The 15,906-nt window shown below is 65.4% G+C and carries 14 protein-coding genes; 10 read left to right on the forward strand and 4 right to left on the reverse strand.

Translation table 11 applies throughout. The features are described from left to right. The first annotated feature begins 134 nt into the window (after window positions 1–134). Complete coding sequence (locus ACERIT_RS03615; RefSeq protein ID WP_373673459.1) at window positions 135–1,835, forward strand: YcaO-like family protein; 1,701 nt, start codon at window positions 135–137, stop codon at window positions 1,833–1,835. Between the two features lie 35 nt (window positions 1,836–1,870). Here the strand turns inward: ACERIT_RS03615 and ACERIT_RS03620 are convergent, their stop codons facing one another. Then, the gene (locus tag ACERIT_RS03620) at window positions 1,871–2,893 is read right to left on the reverse strand and encodes a mechanosensitive ion channel family protein (protein WP_373673460.1); all 1,023 of its coding nucleotides are present in this window, start codon (window positions 2,891–2,893) and stop codon (window positions 1,871–1,873) included. A 283-nt stretch (window positions 2,894–3,176) separates the two neighbouring features. Between ACERIT_RS03620 and trmB the strand changes: the two genes are divergently transcribed. After that, window positions 3,177–4,229: an HTH-type sugar sensing transcriptional regulator TrmB gene (gene trmB, locus ACERIT_RS03625; protein ID WP_373673461.1), complete on the forward strand. Its 1,053-nt coding sequence runs from the start codon at window positions 3,177–3,179 to the stop codon at window positions 4,227–4,229. Window positions 4,230–4,286: 57 nt separating this feature from the next. Here trmB and ACERIT_RS03630 read toward each other — a convergent pair whose 3' ends face one another. Further along, complete coding sequence (locus ACERIT_RS03630) at window positions 4,287–5,222, reverse strand: DMT family transporter (protein ID WP_373673462.1); 936 nt, start codon at window positions 5,220–5,222, stop codon at window positions 4,287–4,289. 183 nt (window positions 5,223–5,405) lie between these two features. Here ACERIT_RS03630 and ACERIT_RS03635 point away from each other — a divergent pair, with 183 nt between their 5' ends. Then, the gene (locus ACERIT_RS03635) at window positions 5,406–5,888 is read left to right on the forward strand and encodes an Lrp/AsnC family transcriptional regulator (RefSeq protein WP_373673463.1); all 483 of its coding nucleotides are present in this window, start codon (window positions 5,406–5,408) and stop codon (window positions 5,886–5,888) included. A gap of 34 nt (window positions 5,889–5,922) precedes the next feature. Here ACERIT_RS03635 and gatE read toward each other — a convergent pair whose 3' ends face one another. Continuing rightward, on the reverse strand, window positions 5,923–7,791 hold the full coding sequence (gene gatE, locus ACERIT_RS03640) for a Glu-tRNA(Gln) amidotransferase subunit GatE (protein WP_373673464.1): 1,869 nt from the start codon (window positions 7,789–7,791) through the stop codon (window positions 5,923–5,925). A gap of 128 nt (window positions 7,792–7,919) precedes the next feature. On the opposite strand from gatE, the gene ACERIT_RS03645 reads away from it, so the two are divergent. After that, window positions 7,920–8,456 (forward strand): DUF5817 domain-containing protein, encoded by a 537-nt coding sequence (locus tag ACERIT_RS03645; RefSeq protein WP_373673465.1) that lies wholly within the window; start codon window positions 7,920–7,922, stop codon window positions 8,454–8,456. A 123-nt stretch (window positions 8,457–8,579) separates the two neighbouring features. Next, a complete protein-coding gene (locus ACERIT_RS03650) occupies window positions 8,580–8,933 on the forward strand; it encodes a hypothetical protein (protein WP_373673466.1) in 354 nt (117 codons plus the stop codon). 27 nt (window positions 8,934–8,960) lie between these two features. Here the strand turns inward: ACERIT_RS03650 and hmgA are convergent, their stop codons facing one another. Further along, window positions 8,961–10,175 carry a hydroxymethylglutaryl-CoA reductase (NADPH) gene (gene hmgA / locus ACERIT_RS03655; protein ID WP_373673468.1) on the reverse strand — a complete coding sequence of 405 codons (1,215 nt, stop codon included), beginning with the start codon at window positions 10,173–10,175 and terminating at the stop codon, window positions 8,961–8,963. A 119-nt stretch (window positions 10,176–10,294) separates the two neighbouring features. Here hmgA and ACERIT_RS03660 point away from each other — a divergent pair, with 119 nt between their 5' ends. The 5 genes from ACERIT_RS03660 to trpG all read left to right on the forward strand — a co-directional run bounded on the left by ACERIT_RS03660 (window position 10,295) and on the right by trpG (window position 15,888). Continuing rightward, window positions 10,295–11,521, forward strand: coding sequence for an amidohydrolase (locus ACERIT_RS03660; RefSeq protein WP_373673469.1), 1,227 nt, complete (start codon window positions 10,295–10,297; stop codon window positions 11,519–11,521). 260 nt (window positions 11,522–11,781) lie between these two features. After that, window positions 11,782–12,837: an anthranilate phosphoribosyltransferase gene (gene trpD, locus ACERIT_RS03665; RefSeq protein WP_373673470.1), complete on the forward strand. Its 1,056-nt coding sequence runs from the start codon at window positions 11,782–11,784 to the stop codon at window positions 12,835–12,837. After that, a complete protein-coding gene (locus ACERIT_RS03670; protein ID WP_373673471.1) occupies window positions 12,837–13,481 on the forward strand; it encodes a phosphoribosylanthranilate isomerase in 645 nt (214 codons plus the stop codon). The genes trpD and ACERIT_RS03670 overlap by 1 nt, the downstream gene beginning before the upstream one ends. After that, window positions 13,478–15,259, forward strand: a complete 1,782-nt coding sequence (gene trpE, locus ACERIT_RS03675) for an anthranilate synthase component I (protein ID WP_373673472.1) — start codon at window positions 13,478–13,480, stop codon at window positions 15,257–15,259. Before ACERIT_RS03670 ends, trpE begins: the two co-directional genes overlap by 4 nt. Beyond that, entirely contained in the window at window positions 15,256–15,888 is a 633-nt protein-coding gene (gene trpG / locus ACERIT_RS03680) for an anthranilate synthase component II (RefSeq protein ID WP_373673473.1), read from the forward strand. Before trpE ends, trpG begins: the two co-directional genes overlap by 4 nt. Window positions 15,889–15,906: the final 18 nt, after the last annotated feature.

Genomic DNA, 15,906 nt, shown 5'->3' on the forward strand with positions numbered 1-15,906 from the left:
CGATCGAGACCGCGGTATGAGGAACTCCGCCGGGTCTTCTGAGACGTTCCCGCGTGTGACCGTGTCACGAGCGCCCCGCTGTCCGGTTCCGGTTTCGCCCCTGGATTTTTGCGTCTCCTCGTCGTGGTTGGTGTATGGATATCGGTCTCGTCGGGGAAGGTCCGGCGATCGAGGCGGCAAAAGCGGCGCTCGGCGACATCGACGTAAACGTCTTTCCGGTCGATCCGGACCCGTCCGTACTTGAGGGATTGGCGTTGGCGGTCGTCGCGGGAACTACCGGGGATGGCTCCTTTGCGGCGGTCGACGATGTGCTCGATCGCTGGATCGCGATCGAGGTTGGTGGCATCGGAGGGCGTCCGATCGAATCGGTCGACGCCGCCGTAACCGTGTTCGATGGGACGTGTTATGAGTGTCTTCGAACCCGGATCCGGGCGAGCGACCCCGATCCGGCCGACCGGCCGACCGGCGTTCGCTCCGCCGTACGGTACGCCGGCGCGCTGGCCGGGAGACGAACGATCGATCTCCTCTCCGGCGGCCGCCCGGTGGGTGACACCGTCGTCGAAGTTCCCGGGAACGAGCGCATTCTGCTTCCCGTTCCCGGGTGTTCGTGTGGGACGTTCGATCGGTCCCGGTCGATCCCACGTGAACACGAGGGGGTGCCGCTCGAGGATGCGCTCGAACGTGCACAGCGGGCCGTCGACGATCGGCTCGGCCCGATCGCCGAGGTCGGGGAGCGCGAGTCGTTCCCAGTCCCCTATTACATCTCCCGGATCGAGGATACAACCCCGTTCAGCGACGTTCGTGCGGCCGAGTTTGCTGCCGGCGTCGACGTCGACTGGAACGCCGCCTTCATGCGGGCGCTCGGCGAGGGACTCGAACGATACGCCGCCGGCGTTTACCGGGAGGAGTCCTTCGAGTATGCTCCCCCGGACGACCTCGAATCACCGATCCCGCCCGATCGATTTCTCACTCCCGACCCGGTCGACATCGACTCCGTTGGGTCGATTCCGTGGGTCGAGGGCGAGCGGATCGACACCGGCGATCGCGTCTCCCTCCCGGCCGAGTTCGTTCACTTTCCGCCGCCGTCGAACCGGTTTCGGCCGTCGATCACGACCGGGCTCGGACTCGGGAGTTCCGGAATTGATGCCGTCCTGTCGGGACTCTACGAGACGGTTGAGCGTGATGCGACCATGATCGCGTGGTACTCCACGATCGAGCCGGTGGAACTGTCGATCGAGGACGAGGGACTGTCCGCACTCGAGAAGCGAGCGCGCGCGGAGGGCCTTTCGGTGACGACGCTTCTCGCCACCGTCGACGTTGACGTCCCCGTCGTCGCCGCCGCGGTCCATCGCGAGGGAGACTGGCCCCGATTCGCGGCCGGATCGGCCGCCGACCTCGATCCCGCCGCCGCGGCGCGCTCGGCCGTCGCCGAGTCGTTGCAAAACTGGATGGAGCTTCGGGCCATGGGCCCGGAAGGGGCCGCAGCGGAGGGCGCCGCGATCGGCCACCATGCCGACTTTCCGGCGGTCACGCAGTCCTTTTTCGATCCCGACGTCGTCGTCGATGCTGAGGGGATCGGCGAACCCGACCTCGACGGTGTCGCGGAACTGGAAGCGGTGCTTGATCGCCTCTCCGCGAGCGAGCTGACCGCTTATGCCTCCCGAACGACGACCCGCGACGTCGCCGACCTCGGATTCGAGGCGGTTCGCGTGCTCGTTCCGGAGGCACAGCCGCTTTTCACCGGTGACCCCTTCTTCGGGGAGCGCGTTCAGTCGATCCCCGAGTCGATGGGCTTCGAGCCCGATCTCGAACGGGAGTACCATCCCTTCCCGTGAGCAGTCGTTTGGTTCCGTGAGCCGCTCCGATCCGGTCACCGATCCGTGTCCGGGTCATGATCGATCCTCGAGTCCCCGACCTCGACCGTCGAGTCGTCCGCTGCCGTCGAATCGGTAGCTTCGGTGACCGGACCGTCGGGATCGAAGTCCGCCTCAACGGGATCGCCGACGCGTGCGACGCCGCTCGTCTCGTCGAAGACGAGGTGGCGGTGCGGGTAGGCGATCTCCACGTCTGCGTCCGCGATCAGTTCCCGGATCCGAACGTTCACCTGCGATTCGACTTTCGGGATCTTGTACGGTTTTTTCGCCCAGTACCGCAACCGAAGCAGGACCCCGTCGTCGTCGAATTCGGCGATCAGACAGTCCGGACTCGCACCGTAGCGGGCGGCCCCGATCCGGATGTCCGGTCCGCCGTTGATCACGCCCTCGCAGTCACGGGCGGCTCGCTCCAGGATCCGACGGGCCGCCTCGACATCGCATTCGTACGTAACGAGGAGATCAATCGAGAGGCGGGTTCGTTCATCCTCGGCGGAGTAGTTGGTGACGTCGCGATCCCGCATGTTGGAGTTCGGAACCACGAGGAACGTGTTGTCGACGGTGAACACCTTGGTATATCGGATCGTAATGTCGTCGATGAATCCCCTCGTCCCGTCCTCGAGTTCGACCATGTCACCGATCTCGAACGGCTGGTCGGCCAACACGAACAGGCCGTTCACGACGCTGCCGATCAGCGGCGCGAGGACGACACCGACCACGGCCGAAAAGACGGTCACGGAGAGAACCAGATCCGGCAGTCCGAGCCCAGCTACCCAGCCCGCAAGCAGGATCGCGATGACGACCGTCGAGACGCGGAGACCGCGCAGAACGGTCTGTGCGACGCTTTGTCGCTGGAACCGGCGGGCGATCGGTCGCCCGAGCAGCCGAACGAGCAGCTTCGAGAACCAGACCCCGGCCACCGCCACGAGCACCGCGAGGAGACCCTCAATGCCGGGTACCTGAGCCCACTCGGGGAGCCAATCGGTGACCGACGATGCGAGTGTCACCGCCGTGTTGCCCATGGCGTATTGGTGACCCCCACCCGAAAAAGCGTTTCCTCGTTACCCTGGCTGGTCCAACCGGTCAGGCCGGCCCGACCCAAACCGGTACCCAACTTCGTCCTACTCGCTCGCTTGCGCTCGCTCGTTGAGGGCGGGCTTGGCGTCTGCGTGTCGCGCCCGTACACGCACGCGTTCCCGAACGTGGACGCCGCGATCCGGTTCGTCTCCGAATGGAGTTCGTTTTGAATCCAGTATAACTCGATAGTTAGTAATCGATTTATGACCACGCCGTGTGGGATCCGGTATGACCGACGATCTCCGGGGAACGCTTGAGTACGTCGGCGACCGGTTTGATCTCGGTGCCTACGAGATCGACGCCTATCTCGCGGTGGTCGAACACGGGGAGCTGACCGCAAGCGAGATCGCGGATCACACGGACATTCCACAGCCGCGCGTCTACGATACCGTTCGCGGACTCGCCGACCGTGGGCTCGTCGAGCTTCGAGAATCGCGCCCGATGAAGGTCGCGGCGATCGATCCCAACGAGTCCTTCGGGGACATCCACGACTCCCTCGAGGAACTCGTCGACGAGCTCACCGCCCGGTATACCGCCCCGGCCAGGGAGACGGAGGCCGTCTCCCTCGTGAAATCACGCTCGACGATCCTGCGATATCTCGAGGACGTGATCGACTCCGCGGAGTACGAGCTGACGGTCTCGTTGACCCCCGACTTGCTTCGCCGCTTCGAGGACCGCCTCGCCGACAAACGCCGGGCTGGCGTCAGCATCGAACTGCTCGTGACGCCGGCGAGTCGTGCCCCGAGTCCCGGCTCGTTCGACTATTCGGAGGTCGCCACCGTCGCTCGCGCCAGACGCGGGATCACGACGCCCGTGATCGCGGTCAGCGACGGCACGTACTCGCTTTATACCACTCAGGACGCACTCCACGACAAGCGTGAGCGGTACGGCGTCATCTTCAATCGCTCAGTACTCGGGTTTCTCGTCTCGGGCTTTTTCGGAACCGTCCTATGGACGACCGCGGAGACGCTTTCGACCGACGGCGACGGTCGGCCGTTCCCCCGCCGGTACGCATCCATTCGCCGCGCGGTCAAGGACGTCACCGAGATCGACACCGGCGATCTGTACGCGACCGTTGAGGGACGGGCGGTCGAGACCGGTGAGTCCGTGACCGTTCGCGGCCGGATCGTCGGCGTGACGCTGGAGGACAACGAGGAGGTGGCCGCGCTCGTCATCGAACAGGAGGGGGAACGTATTGAGATCGGTGGCCGCGTAGCTGCCCTGGAGGACGTCGAGGGTCGACGGTTCGTGATCGGCCGCGGAGAGCCTCCGGATCTGTAGCCGTCGGAGTCGTGGCGGTCGGGAGCGGTAGAGTCCCAGGGAACCGTCCCAGTCCGATCACGTCGCCCAACGACGATTCACCAGCACCCTTCTGACGGCGTGTCGCTCCAGGACGAGGAACCCCGCGAGGATAGCCAGAAAACCGACGAGCGCCTCGCCCTCGATCAGGTGGCCGAGGACGGCCCAACTCGCGATCGCGGCCGTCACCGGTTCGGTGTATCCGACCAGATGCAACTGTGTCGGCCCGACCGCATCGAGCAGCGCGAAGTAGATGAGGAACGCGAGGACGCCCGAGAGTATCGAGAGGTAGGCTAACGACGCGATCGCCGTCGGGGTGATCGACACGTCGCCAAGGGATTCACCCAGTATGCCTGCCCCCGCAAAGAGAAGCACGGCGCCGAGCGTCATTCCCCACCCCTGGAGCGCGACGATCGGAAACTCCGTTCGAAGCGGCCGCAATAGAACGGCTCCCATCGCGAACGCGACCGCACTACAGAACACGAGGAGGATGCCGATCGTCTGCGTCGAGACGAGCGCGTCGGTAGAGGGGTTCGCGACCACGGTCACGCCGATGACGCCGAGCGAGAACCCGCCGACCTCCACGGGACCGAGACGCTCGTTCGGGAGAACGACCGCGGCGAAGGCCGCCGTCAATACTGGCGAGAGGCTGACGATCACGGCGGCGATTGCCCCCGGGATGTAGAGTTCGCCCACGTAGAGGAACCCGTGGTAGACGGCGATGACGAACACGCCAGTGACTCCGACGCTCACCCACTCATCCCGAGTCACCGGAATCCATCCGTCCGTGACGGCCGCCGCGTAGCCGAGCACGACGACCCCGGCGAGAAGATACCGTATCCCCGCGAAAAGCAACGGCGGAAAAAACGCCAGCCCGACCTCGATAGCGACGAACGATCCGCCCCAAAGCATCGCGAGAAGGACGAACGCGCTCGCCGCCGCGATCGGAGATGAATGCAATGATAGCCGAGACATTGGTTGTTAGATCAATGTATCTGATCCTTTTTAAACTCACCTCTACGAATAGCTGTTTTCCTACATTTAGAATTAAACAATTAATTACAGATCGATATCGTTCTCGATCTCACACCTTCACTTGGAGAATCATACAACCATCTCACCCATACCATCAATACGGATCGGGACGATGCTGGGGGTATGGACGAACGCGACGTACGGTTGTTGAAGGCGATCGCTGACCTCGGAACGGGCAGCCCGGATCGACTCCACGAGGAGACGGATATCCCCGTCTCGACGATCCATTATCGGCTGAACAACCTTCGCGATGCGGGCGTCATCGAGAACGATATCTACGATATCGACCACGAGGCACTTGGTCTCGGGGTGACCGTCATCGTCGAGGTGCTGGCGGATTACGACGGTCCCTACGAGGAGGTCGCTGACGATCTGCTGGCCGTCGAGGGGGTCACCCAGGCGTTTTTCACCATGGGGGAGACCGACTTCATCGTGATCGCCCGGCTTTCCTCCTCGGATGCCGTCGAGCGACTCATCGGCGACTTCGAGGCGATCCCCGAGGTCGAGCGGACGAACTCCACGTTCGTCATTTCGTCGCTGCGCGATGAGCCGCGGGCTCCGGCGACCTATGATCTGGAGACGTTGATCGAGGAGCTGACGGATTGATCTGCCGGTTCCGTACGGCGATCGATTGATCGGTTTATGACCGCTTGCCGATCTCCTCGCGGAGAATCTCCGAAACGACCTCGCCGTCAGCCTTCCCCCGGAGCGCGCCCATCGCCTCGCCCATGAGTCCGGAGAAGGCACCCATTCCCTCGTCGGCGACCTGGTCGGCGTTGCGCTCGACGACTTCGACCACGGCCTCGCGAACCGTTTCACGATCGACTCCGGCGAGACCCGCCTCCTCGATCGCCTCCTCGGCCGAAAGCGTGGGGTCCGCCGCGATCTCCACGAGCACTTCCGGGACGCCCTCTTTGGCGAGATCACCTGACTCGACGAGTTCGAGCACGTCGAGGAGGTGATCGTCCCTGATGCGTTCGATCGCCACTCCGTCACGGCGAAGCTCCGTGGTCGTCGACGCCAGCGTCGAGGCCGCAAACGTCGGATCGACTCCGCGGTCGACGGCCGTCTCAAACAGTGGGAACCGTCTTCCGAAGGCGATCTGTTCGGCGAGCCCGGGATCGAGATCGTAGTCCTCGACGTATCGCTCCGCCTTCTCGTCGAGAAGCTCGGGCGTCTCGACGTCGCTCGTATCGGGCTCGACCGGAGGGACGTCCGTCTCGGGATACATTCGGGCTGCACCCGGCAAGGGGCGGAGATAGCGGGTGGTTCCGTCCTCGTTCGCGTCACGCGTCTCCTCGGGGACGCCCTCGATTGCGGTCTTCGCCCGCTCCGCGGCCGCCTCGATCGCGAGATCGGCGGTTTCGGAGTCCGCAGCGACGATCGCCACTGCATCCGTCGGGCCCGCACCCACCGTCTCGCGGAGGTCCTCGACTTCGTCCGCCGTGATTCCGTAGGCCGGCAGTTCGTCCGTGTGGAAGATCCCACCGGCACCGTGGCGCTTTGCGTGATCGGAGAGCTCGGTCCCGAGCCGCCGATCCTCCTGGATCTCGCGTCCGAGAAGGCCGTCGAAGCCGAAAAGCGGCACCGCGGTCACCGATCCGCCGTCCTCGAGCGCGCCGCGGATGACCCCGGAGTCGGTCTCCGCAAAGACGTTCGTGACCTCACGAGGGTCGCCAACGGATGCATCGCGCTCGTCGAGTTCCGTCGCGATCTCGACGAGTTCGGCCTGTCGCCCGACCTCGCTACGGACGATGTCCTCTATGCCCTGGAGATCCTGGACGCCCTTGATCTCGACGCGAGCGCCCTCGGCGATCGAGACGTTGACGTCCTGACGGATCGTTCCCAGGCCACGTTTAACGGACCCGGTCGACCGCAGGAGGGTCCCGATCCGCTCGGCCGCCTCCCGCGCCTGTTTTGGGGTGCGGATGTCCGGTCCCGTGCCGATCTCCACGAGCGGGATGCCGAGACGGTCCAACGAGTAGACGACGCCGTCGTCGGTCTTCTCGACGCGCTGGGCCGACTCCTCTTCGAGCAGCAGATCGACGATCGAGACGGGGCCCTCCTCGGTGTCGATCGCGCCGTCCTGGCCCAGAAGCATCGTTCGCTGGAACCCGGAGGTGTTCGAACCGTCGATCACGAGCTTGCGCATCACGTGTGCCTCGTCGACGACGGTGACGTCGAGCAGGTCGGCGATCTGCAGGGCGACGGAGAGGGCCTCCTCGTCGACGCTGCGAGGCGGCTCGTCGTCCTCCTCTACGAGACAGGTGGTGTCGTAGGCCAGGTAGGTGAACTCCCTGTCGACCCGACTCTCCTCAAGGGCCGCCTCGTCGAGCTCGCCGAGTTCGCTTTTCGTCGGATGGAGATATCGGGTGAGTTCCCGATCGGCCTCCTCGGGTTCTCGGAGCGTCGTCGGTGACTCACAGAACAGCTTCGTCGCCGTATTCAGTTGCTGGTGGATCTCCAGCCCGGCGACGAGGCCCAGTTCCTCGTAGTCGTACTCGCTCATTGGGGTCGACTCCGGCTCGCCGAAGTAAAAAGGGTGCAGTTCGCGTGGCGAGGTGACGGAGCGGGGGCAGGTCGCATCCGCACCGTTCGACCATCACGTTCACGTCGGATGACGCCCAACCCGAGAGCATGTACGCGGTCGTCGGTTGCAATCGCTGCGGGACGATGTGGCTGCTCTCCGACCCGGAGACGAACGAGACCGCAAGGTGTCCCCGCTGTGAGCGGACCCATCGGACGAAACGCCTGAAGCACTTCTTCGAGTCCGCGGATCGCTCGGCGGCTCGGGAGGCACGCTCGGCGCTCCTCGCGAAGAAACGCGGCGACAGTGAAGCGTTTGCCGAGGTGGAACACGTAAGCGAACTCGAGAATCGGATCGACGAGTCAGGCGTCGACGATCGCGAATATCTGGAGGGATTCGGGCTGGATGCCGACGCGATCGAGGCAGCAGGCGAGCGATCGAGTCGGGATCGATCGGGCGCGTCCGGCGGATCCCGGATGGACGTCGTCCGTGAGGCGATCGACGCGCTGGAGGAACCGACCGAGGCGGCGATCGTCTCGTATGCCGCGGCCGATGGTGTTCCCGCGGAGTCCGCCCGAGACCTGCTCGAGAAGCTTCGGCGTCGTGGAGAGGTCTCCGAATCACAGGGGACCTATCGACGGCTGTGAGACGGCAGCCCTGTGGTCGGATCGGGAGTCGCTCCGACCGTCCGTCCGACCCGTCCAGTTCCACACCACGTCGATGACGCGCGTCTGACTGGCCTTTAAACATGGGTTATGCGTACTGTTACCATGGTAGTCGAACTGGGGCGGGTACTCGCCGCGATCGTCGCCGTGCTCGGGGCGGCAGTCTTGCTTGCGGCGTCGGCGAACGTGCTGGTCCCGGAACTCGCGAGCGACGCCGCGGTACGGATCGCACTCGGCATCTGTGGCGTCGGGTTCGTGATCATTGCCCTCGCGTACGCCCGGGAGGGGTATTACGAACAGATGGCCGGCCACACGCTCGCAAGCGCGGGTTTTCTCGTCGTCGCGATCGACGGCGACGGTCCGATCGCGTGGCTCGGAATCGGACTGTTAGGGATCGGCGGCAGCCTCCTGCTTCAGGACGCGATTCTACGGAGTGGACGAAGCGGCACGTCGGTGTGAGATCGGTCGCTCTTGTGGGTCCGATCGCTACCGTCCGAGATCCGCGTGTGCGGATGAGAGGTGTCTGGATCCAAGCGCAGCCAGAAGCGAGAGTTCACCCGCGAGCGCCCCCACGGCGATCGCCTCCGCGAGCGCGTCCGCGTTGCTCCCGGCCGGATCGCCGCCGCCGCGAACGCCGAGTACCTCGAGTCCTTCCGCCTGGGTGGGGAGCTTTGTCCCGCCGCCGACGGTGCCGACTTCCAGGCTCGCGATCGAGACGGAGACGTACAGATCGCCATCGTCCGTGACCTCCGCGGTCGTGATCGCGTTCGCTCCCTCCACGACCTGTGCCTCGTCCTGGCCGGTCGCGAGGAACATCGCCGCGACGACGTTCGCGACGTGCGCGTTGAACCCGAGCGCACCCGCTTTCGCCGAGCCGACGAGGTTCTTTCGGACGTTTATCTCGGCGACTGCCCCGGGTGTCGTGTGGAGTCGCTCCTCGACGATCGCGCGTGGAATCCTCACGTCGGCGGTCACCGACCGTCCACGGCCCTCGATCGCGTTGATCGCCGCCGGCTTCTTATCCGTACAGAGGTTGCCCGAGAGGGCGACGAGCGAAGCGTCGGTCTCAGCCTCGATCAACTCGCAGGCCTCCCCGGTGGCGATCGTCGCCATGTTCATCCCCATCGCGTCCTTCGTGTCGTAGCGGAACCGGAGGTAGACGTTGTTTCCGACGACGTAGGGCGTGACGTCGGTCACCTCGCCGTGGCTCGTGGTCGATTCGGCCGCCGCCGCGAGCCGATCCTCGTTGTCCCGTATCCACCCGACGAGCGCCTCCGATTCGACGATTCCGGACGTCTTGAACACCGGTGCGCGGGTCATGCCGGTCTTCGTAACGCGTGCGCTCGCCCCTCCGGCGGCATCGAGGACCGAACAGCCGCGGTTCACCGACGCGACGAGTGCGCCCTCCGTGGTGGCAAGCGGCAGGTATCGGTTGCCCGAGAGCGCGCCGCCGTTGATCGTCACGGGACCGGCGACGCCGAGCGGGATCTGTACCGCACCGACCATGTTCTCGACGTTCGGCTCGGCGGCGGCGGCCTCGAAGGCGTACTCGCCGACCGTCTCGAGGTCGGCGTCGGACGCTTCGGTGACGAGGAGTCGGCGGGCCGCTGCAGCCGTGTCCGCGTCGGCGTGTGACTCGAGTTCGTGTATGCGGATCTCTTCCTCGCGAACGCGCTCCGCGAGGTCCTCGACGGTGGACATGGACAGGTGTGATCGTGGCGAACGCTAAGGCGTATCGGTTCGTCGACCCGGCCGTCTTCCAGTTCCGTGACTCACGTCGCTCCCGAACGATTAACCCGATACGCCCCGGTCGAACGGACATGACCGACGCCGCGGACCTCGTCCTCCTCGACGGGGAGATCCACACGCTCACCGATCCGGACCGGACTCACGAGGCGATCGCCGTTCAGGACGGCGAGATCGTTCGTCTCGGGTCGAGTTATGACGTCGAATTTCTCGCCGGCACCGACACGACGGTCGTCGACCTCGACGGGCGCGTCCTCCTGCCTGGATTCATCGACGCGCACACGAGTCTGTCGACCGTCGGTCGTCGTCTCGTCGGCACCGATCCGTCGACAGCGTCGGGGCGATCCGAGATGCGTGAGTCCGTCACGGCGGCGATCGCCGACGCCAATGCCAACGGGATCACGGGGGTTCACGACGTGGTACGCGGCGCCGATGCCCCCCGTATCTATCGGGATCTGGACGTTGCCGGCGAGTTGACCGTTCGCGTTCGACTCACCTACCGGACGGATCTCCTCGACGCGCTTGTGGAGGCCGGGCTCCCGACGAACGCGGGCAGCGAGTTCGTCCGGGTCGGTGCGATCACGTCCGCCACGGACGCGAACTTCGAGGGGAGATCCGCCGAGTCCGCCGACTCTTCCGCCGAATCCACCGACTTTTCTACCGAACTCGCTGATCACGTCGCTGAGGCGACCGCGAGGGGCTACCAGTTCGCCGCCCCCGCGACCGACCAGGTGGCGATCGATGCCATACTCGACGTCTACGAGGACGATACGAGCGACGGGACCGTCCCGGTGGCGAGTCATGTGTCCGGCGGTTCTCGCCACCGCATCGAACACGCAGGACGTGCCGATGAGGAGACGATCGACCGGATTGCGGCGATGAACGTGGTCGCATCAGTCCGCCCAAACGCCCTCGAGTGGGACGGAGAGAAGGAACACGCTGACCCGCGAACCGACGATCGGCGGGAGGTGGCGAACCCCTATCGCGCGTTCCTCGATGCGGGCGTTCCCCTTGCATTCGGCTCCGGCGGCACGCCGATGGATCCCCTCGTCGGGGTGCATTGGGCGGTCAACGCTCCGAACCGGAGCCAGCGGCTGGACGTGACCGAGGCGCTTCGAGGCTACACGCTCGGCTCCGCGTATGCCGGGTTCGACGAGGACCGGCTGGGAACGATCGAACTCGGCAAGCGAGCCGACCTCGTTGCGCTCGCCGACTCCCCCTGGGAGAATCCCGAGTCGATCCGCGAGATCGACGCCGACCTGACGATCGTCGACGGCGAGATCGTATACGACAGGCGATAGACGCGCGCGGTCGCGGTCGATTCGCTGGAACGAGCCGCACACTCGACCCTGTTCTGACTACGTCGGTGAGTTGCGACACATCGATCGGCTCCGGGACGTCTAGTTCGAGTCGTCCGAATCTGTAGTTCCGATCCCGTCGAACCGGCGTCCGGGTTCGGAATACTCAGTCCACCCTCGATCCGCCGATCCGTTCTGATCGGACGATAAGCTTAAGGCGATGTACACATATGTACACTATAAGACGAAACTATACATTAATGATGACGAGGACTATCAACGATACCATCGAACGCGTGACCGAGGGGACGGAGCTGACCGTCGAGGAGGCCCGCGAAACGGCACGAGCCGTCTTCGAGGATGCGACGGAAGCCCAGATCGGGGCACTGCTGGCGGCGCTCCGGACGAAGGGCGAAACCGAACGGGAGATCGCCGGCTTCGCGAAGGGGATGCGCGATGCGGCACGGACGATCGATCCCGACCGCGAGTCTCTCGTCGACACTTGCGGTACCGGCGGCGACGACTATGACACGATCAACGTTTCCACGACCGCGGCTATCGTCGCTGCGGGGGCCGGGGCGGCGGTCGCCAAACACGGCAACTACTCCGTCTCCTCCTCGTCTGGAAGCGCCGACGTGCTCGAGGTCGCGGGCGCCGACGTCGAAGCGGAGCCATCCGCCGTCGAGGCAGCGATCGACGAGGACGGCATCGGGTTCATGCTCGCGCCGGTGTTCCACCCGGCGATGAAAGCCGTGATCGGCCCGCGCAGGGAACTGGAGATGCGGACGATATTCAACGTGCTCGGCCCGCTTACGAACCCCGCCGGCGCCGATTCGCAGGTCCTTGGCGTCTATGACGCCGATCTCGTTCCGCAGATCGCGAACTCACTCGCCCACATGCCCGTCGAACATGCGCTCGTCGTCCACGGATCCGGGATGGACGAGATCGCGCTCCACGACGAGACGGTCATCGCGGAGGTCGAGGACGGTACGGTGACGGAGTATTCGATCACGCCGGCCGACCTCGGACTCGAACGGGCGCCGATCGAGGACGTCTCCGGCGGCACGCCCGAGGAAAACGCCGCCGATCTTCGGGGCATCGTCACCGGGGACGTCACCGGACCGAAACGCGATCTGATCCTCGCGAACGCCGGCGCGGCCATCTACGTCGCCGGTCTCTCCGACTCGATCGAAGACGGCGTGGCGGTCGCCGCCAACGCGATCGACTCCGGCGCCGCCGCCGAGAAATTCGCCGCCCTGTGTGACCGGAACGTGGACGCGCTCGCCGATGGATCCGGCGAGATGCAGGCGGACGACTGATGGCCCGCGCGAAGATCTGCGGGCTGACCAAGGACGCCGACGTTCGCGCCGCGATCGAGGCCGGTGCGGACGCAGTCGGCGTGATCTCGGAGGTCCCGGTCGAGACCCACCGGGAGGTCGATCCGGCTGCTGCCGCCAACTTGCTCGCCGACGTGCCTCCGTTCGTGACCGGCACGCTCGTGACGATGCCCGATTCTCCGGAGCGTGCGGTCGAACTTGCCCGGCTGGTGGGTCCGGATGCCCTCCAACTTCACGGCGAGTGGACGCCCGAGGAGATCGGCTACGTCCGTGCGGAGACCGGGACGAAGGTGCTTCTCACCGTCGATGCGGACGAACACGCTCGCGCCGAGGAACTGTCCCCGGTCGCGGACGCGCTCGTCGTCGATTCGACCACCGAAGTGGGTGCGGGTGGAACCGGCCGGACCCACGATTGGGAGGCGACCGGGGATCTCGCCGCGCAGCTCACCACGCCGATCGTGCTCGCCGGGGGACTCACCCCCGACAACGTCGCCGAGGCCGTCGAAGTCGCCGACCCGTACGCGGTCGATGTCGCCTCGGGTGTGGAACTCGACGGCGGACGCAAGGATCACAATGCACTCGCCCGGTTCGTCCGAAACGCCGGTCGGGAGGTGACGCTCGCGTGACCACGCGATCGGAGTCCGCCCCGAACGAGATCGACCTCTCGCTTTCCCGGGAGGCGTTCGTCGAACACGCCACTGACGCCATCGAGAACGGTTCCGACGCCGTCGTCGTTCGGATGGCGGTTCCGATCGACGCCGACGTCTCACCGCTTGCGGCCTACGCGGCGCTCGCCGATCGAAGCGATCACAGCTTCCTGTTGGAATCGGCCGAGAAAGTCGCCTCCAGCGATCCGGACGGCGCCTTCGCGCCGAGCACCGACGCCGATCGACACGCACGCTACTCGTTCGTGGGCTACGATCCCGAAGCCGTCCTCTCCGTCTACCCCGACCGAACGGATCTGACCCGACTCGGCCCCGGCGCCGACCTGCTCGCGGGAACCGGCGGTCCGGAGACGGGCGATGTCGTGGATCGCGTCCGTGATGCCTTCCCCGAGATCGAACGTCGGGGATTTCCGGAGACTGACAGACAGACTCTCTCAGGTGGATTCGTGGGATTTCTCGCCTACGACGCCGTCTACGACCTCTGGCTGGAGGAGGTCGGCGTCGATCGACCTGATCCGATCGTGCCGGACGCCGAGTTCTGTCTGACGACGCGCACGATCGTCTTCGACGAGGTTGCCGACACCGCGGAGCTCGTCTTCACCCCGATCGTTCGCTCCACGGACGATCCCGGAGCGAGACACGATGCGATTCGCGCGGAAGCCGCGGACGTCCTCGCGGATCTGCGGAATGCGAGCGAGCCGGAGACGGGAGGGTTCCGCGGGAGCGCTGAGCGTGCGGACCCGAAGGACGCCTACGAGGAGGCCGTTCGAACGGCCAAAGAACGCGTCCTCGACGGTGACATCTATCAGGGAGTCATCTCCCGAAAACGGGAGCTGTACGGCGACGTCGACACGCTCGGTCTCTATGACGCGTTGCGGTCGATCAACCCTTCCCCGTACATGTACTTGCTGTCCCACGGCGATCGGTCGATCGTCGGTGCGAGCCCCGAGACGCTCGTGTCCGTCCAGGGCGATCGGATCGTCTCGAACCCGATCGCCGGGACCTGCAAGCGCGGGGAAAGTCCGGTCGAGGACCGCCGGCTTGCCGGTGAGATGCTCGCCGACGAGAAGGAACGCGCCGAACACACGATGCTCGTCGACCTCGCTCGAAACGACGTTCGGCGAGTCTCCGAGCCGGGCTCGGTCCGCGTTGAGGAGTTCATGAACGTCCTCAAATACAGTCACGTCCAGCATATCGAATCGACTGTGACCGGGACGATCGCTGACGGGAACGACGCCTTCGATGCGACCCGAGCGACCTTCCCGGCCGGGACGTTGACCGGCGCTCCGAAGGTTCGCGCGATGGAGATCATCGACGACCTGGAACGATCGCCCCGTGGCGTCTACGGCGGCGGCGTCGGATACTACTCATGGACCGGCGACGCCGATTTCGCGATCGTCATCCGGACGGCGACGATCGATCACGGGCTCGCTCCCGGGATAGACGTCGGCGACTCGGCGGGCACGGACGTGTCCCTTCCGACCGATCGATCGGTCGATCGGATCACGATCCAGGCTGGCGCGGGGCTCGTCGCCGACTCGATTCCCGAATCGGAATACGAGGAGACCGAACGGAAGATGGACGGCGTCCGAGCGGCCGTCGAGGCGATCCGCGAGGGGGATGTCGCGGGCGATCCGTCCGAGGACTCTGCGGGGGCCGACCCGGAAGGGGACGACTTGGAGGGTGCCGACGCTGAGGAGACTGTTTCCGACGCCGACGTGGAGGTCGAACGCGAATGAGGGTTACCTTCGTCGACAACTACGATTCGTTTACCTACAACCTCGTCGAGTACGTCTCCGAACAGCCGATCGAGGGCGGCGTGGAGACGTCAGTGTTGAAGAACCGCGCGACGCTTTCGGACGTGGCTGACACCGACCCGGACGCGATCGTGATCAGTCCCGGTCCGGGACATCCGAAACACGACCGAGACGTCGGCGTCACGAGGGACGTCCTGCGGGAGCTTTCGCCGACGATACCGACCTTCGGCGTCTGTTTGGGTCTGGAGGCTGCCGTTTACGAATACGGCGGGTCGGTCGGTCACGCACCCGAGCCGGTCCACGGCAAGGCGTTTCCGATCACCCACGACGGCGAGGGCGTGTTCGCCGGGCTCGAACAGGGATTCCGTGCGGGACGGTACCACTCGCTTGTGGCGACCGAGGTGCCCGACGTCTTTGCGGTCACCGCGACGACTGACCACGACGGTACCGAACTCGTGATGGGGATCCGCCACCGCGAGTACCCGATCGAGTGCGTCCAGTTCCATCCCGAAAGCGTCCTCACGGGCGTCGGCCACGACGTAATCTACAACTTCCTGACGCAGGTCGTCCCTGCCGATCGCCCATCCCGATCGGACGCTCTCATCGAGTAACTCGCGCGTTCGGACCGA

Origin of the sequence: Halopenitus sp. H-Gu1, from assembly GCF_041821145.1 — an archaeon.
In the GTDB taxonomy this organism is placed as follows: domain Archaea; phylum Halobacteriota; class Halobacteria; order Halobacteriales; family Haloferacaceae; genus Halopenitus.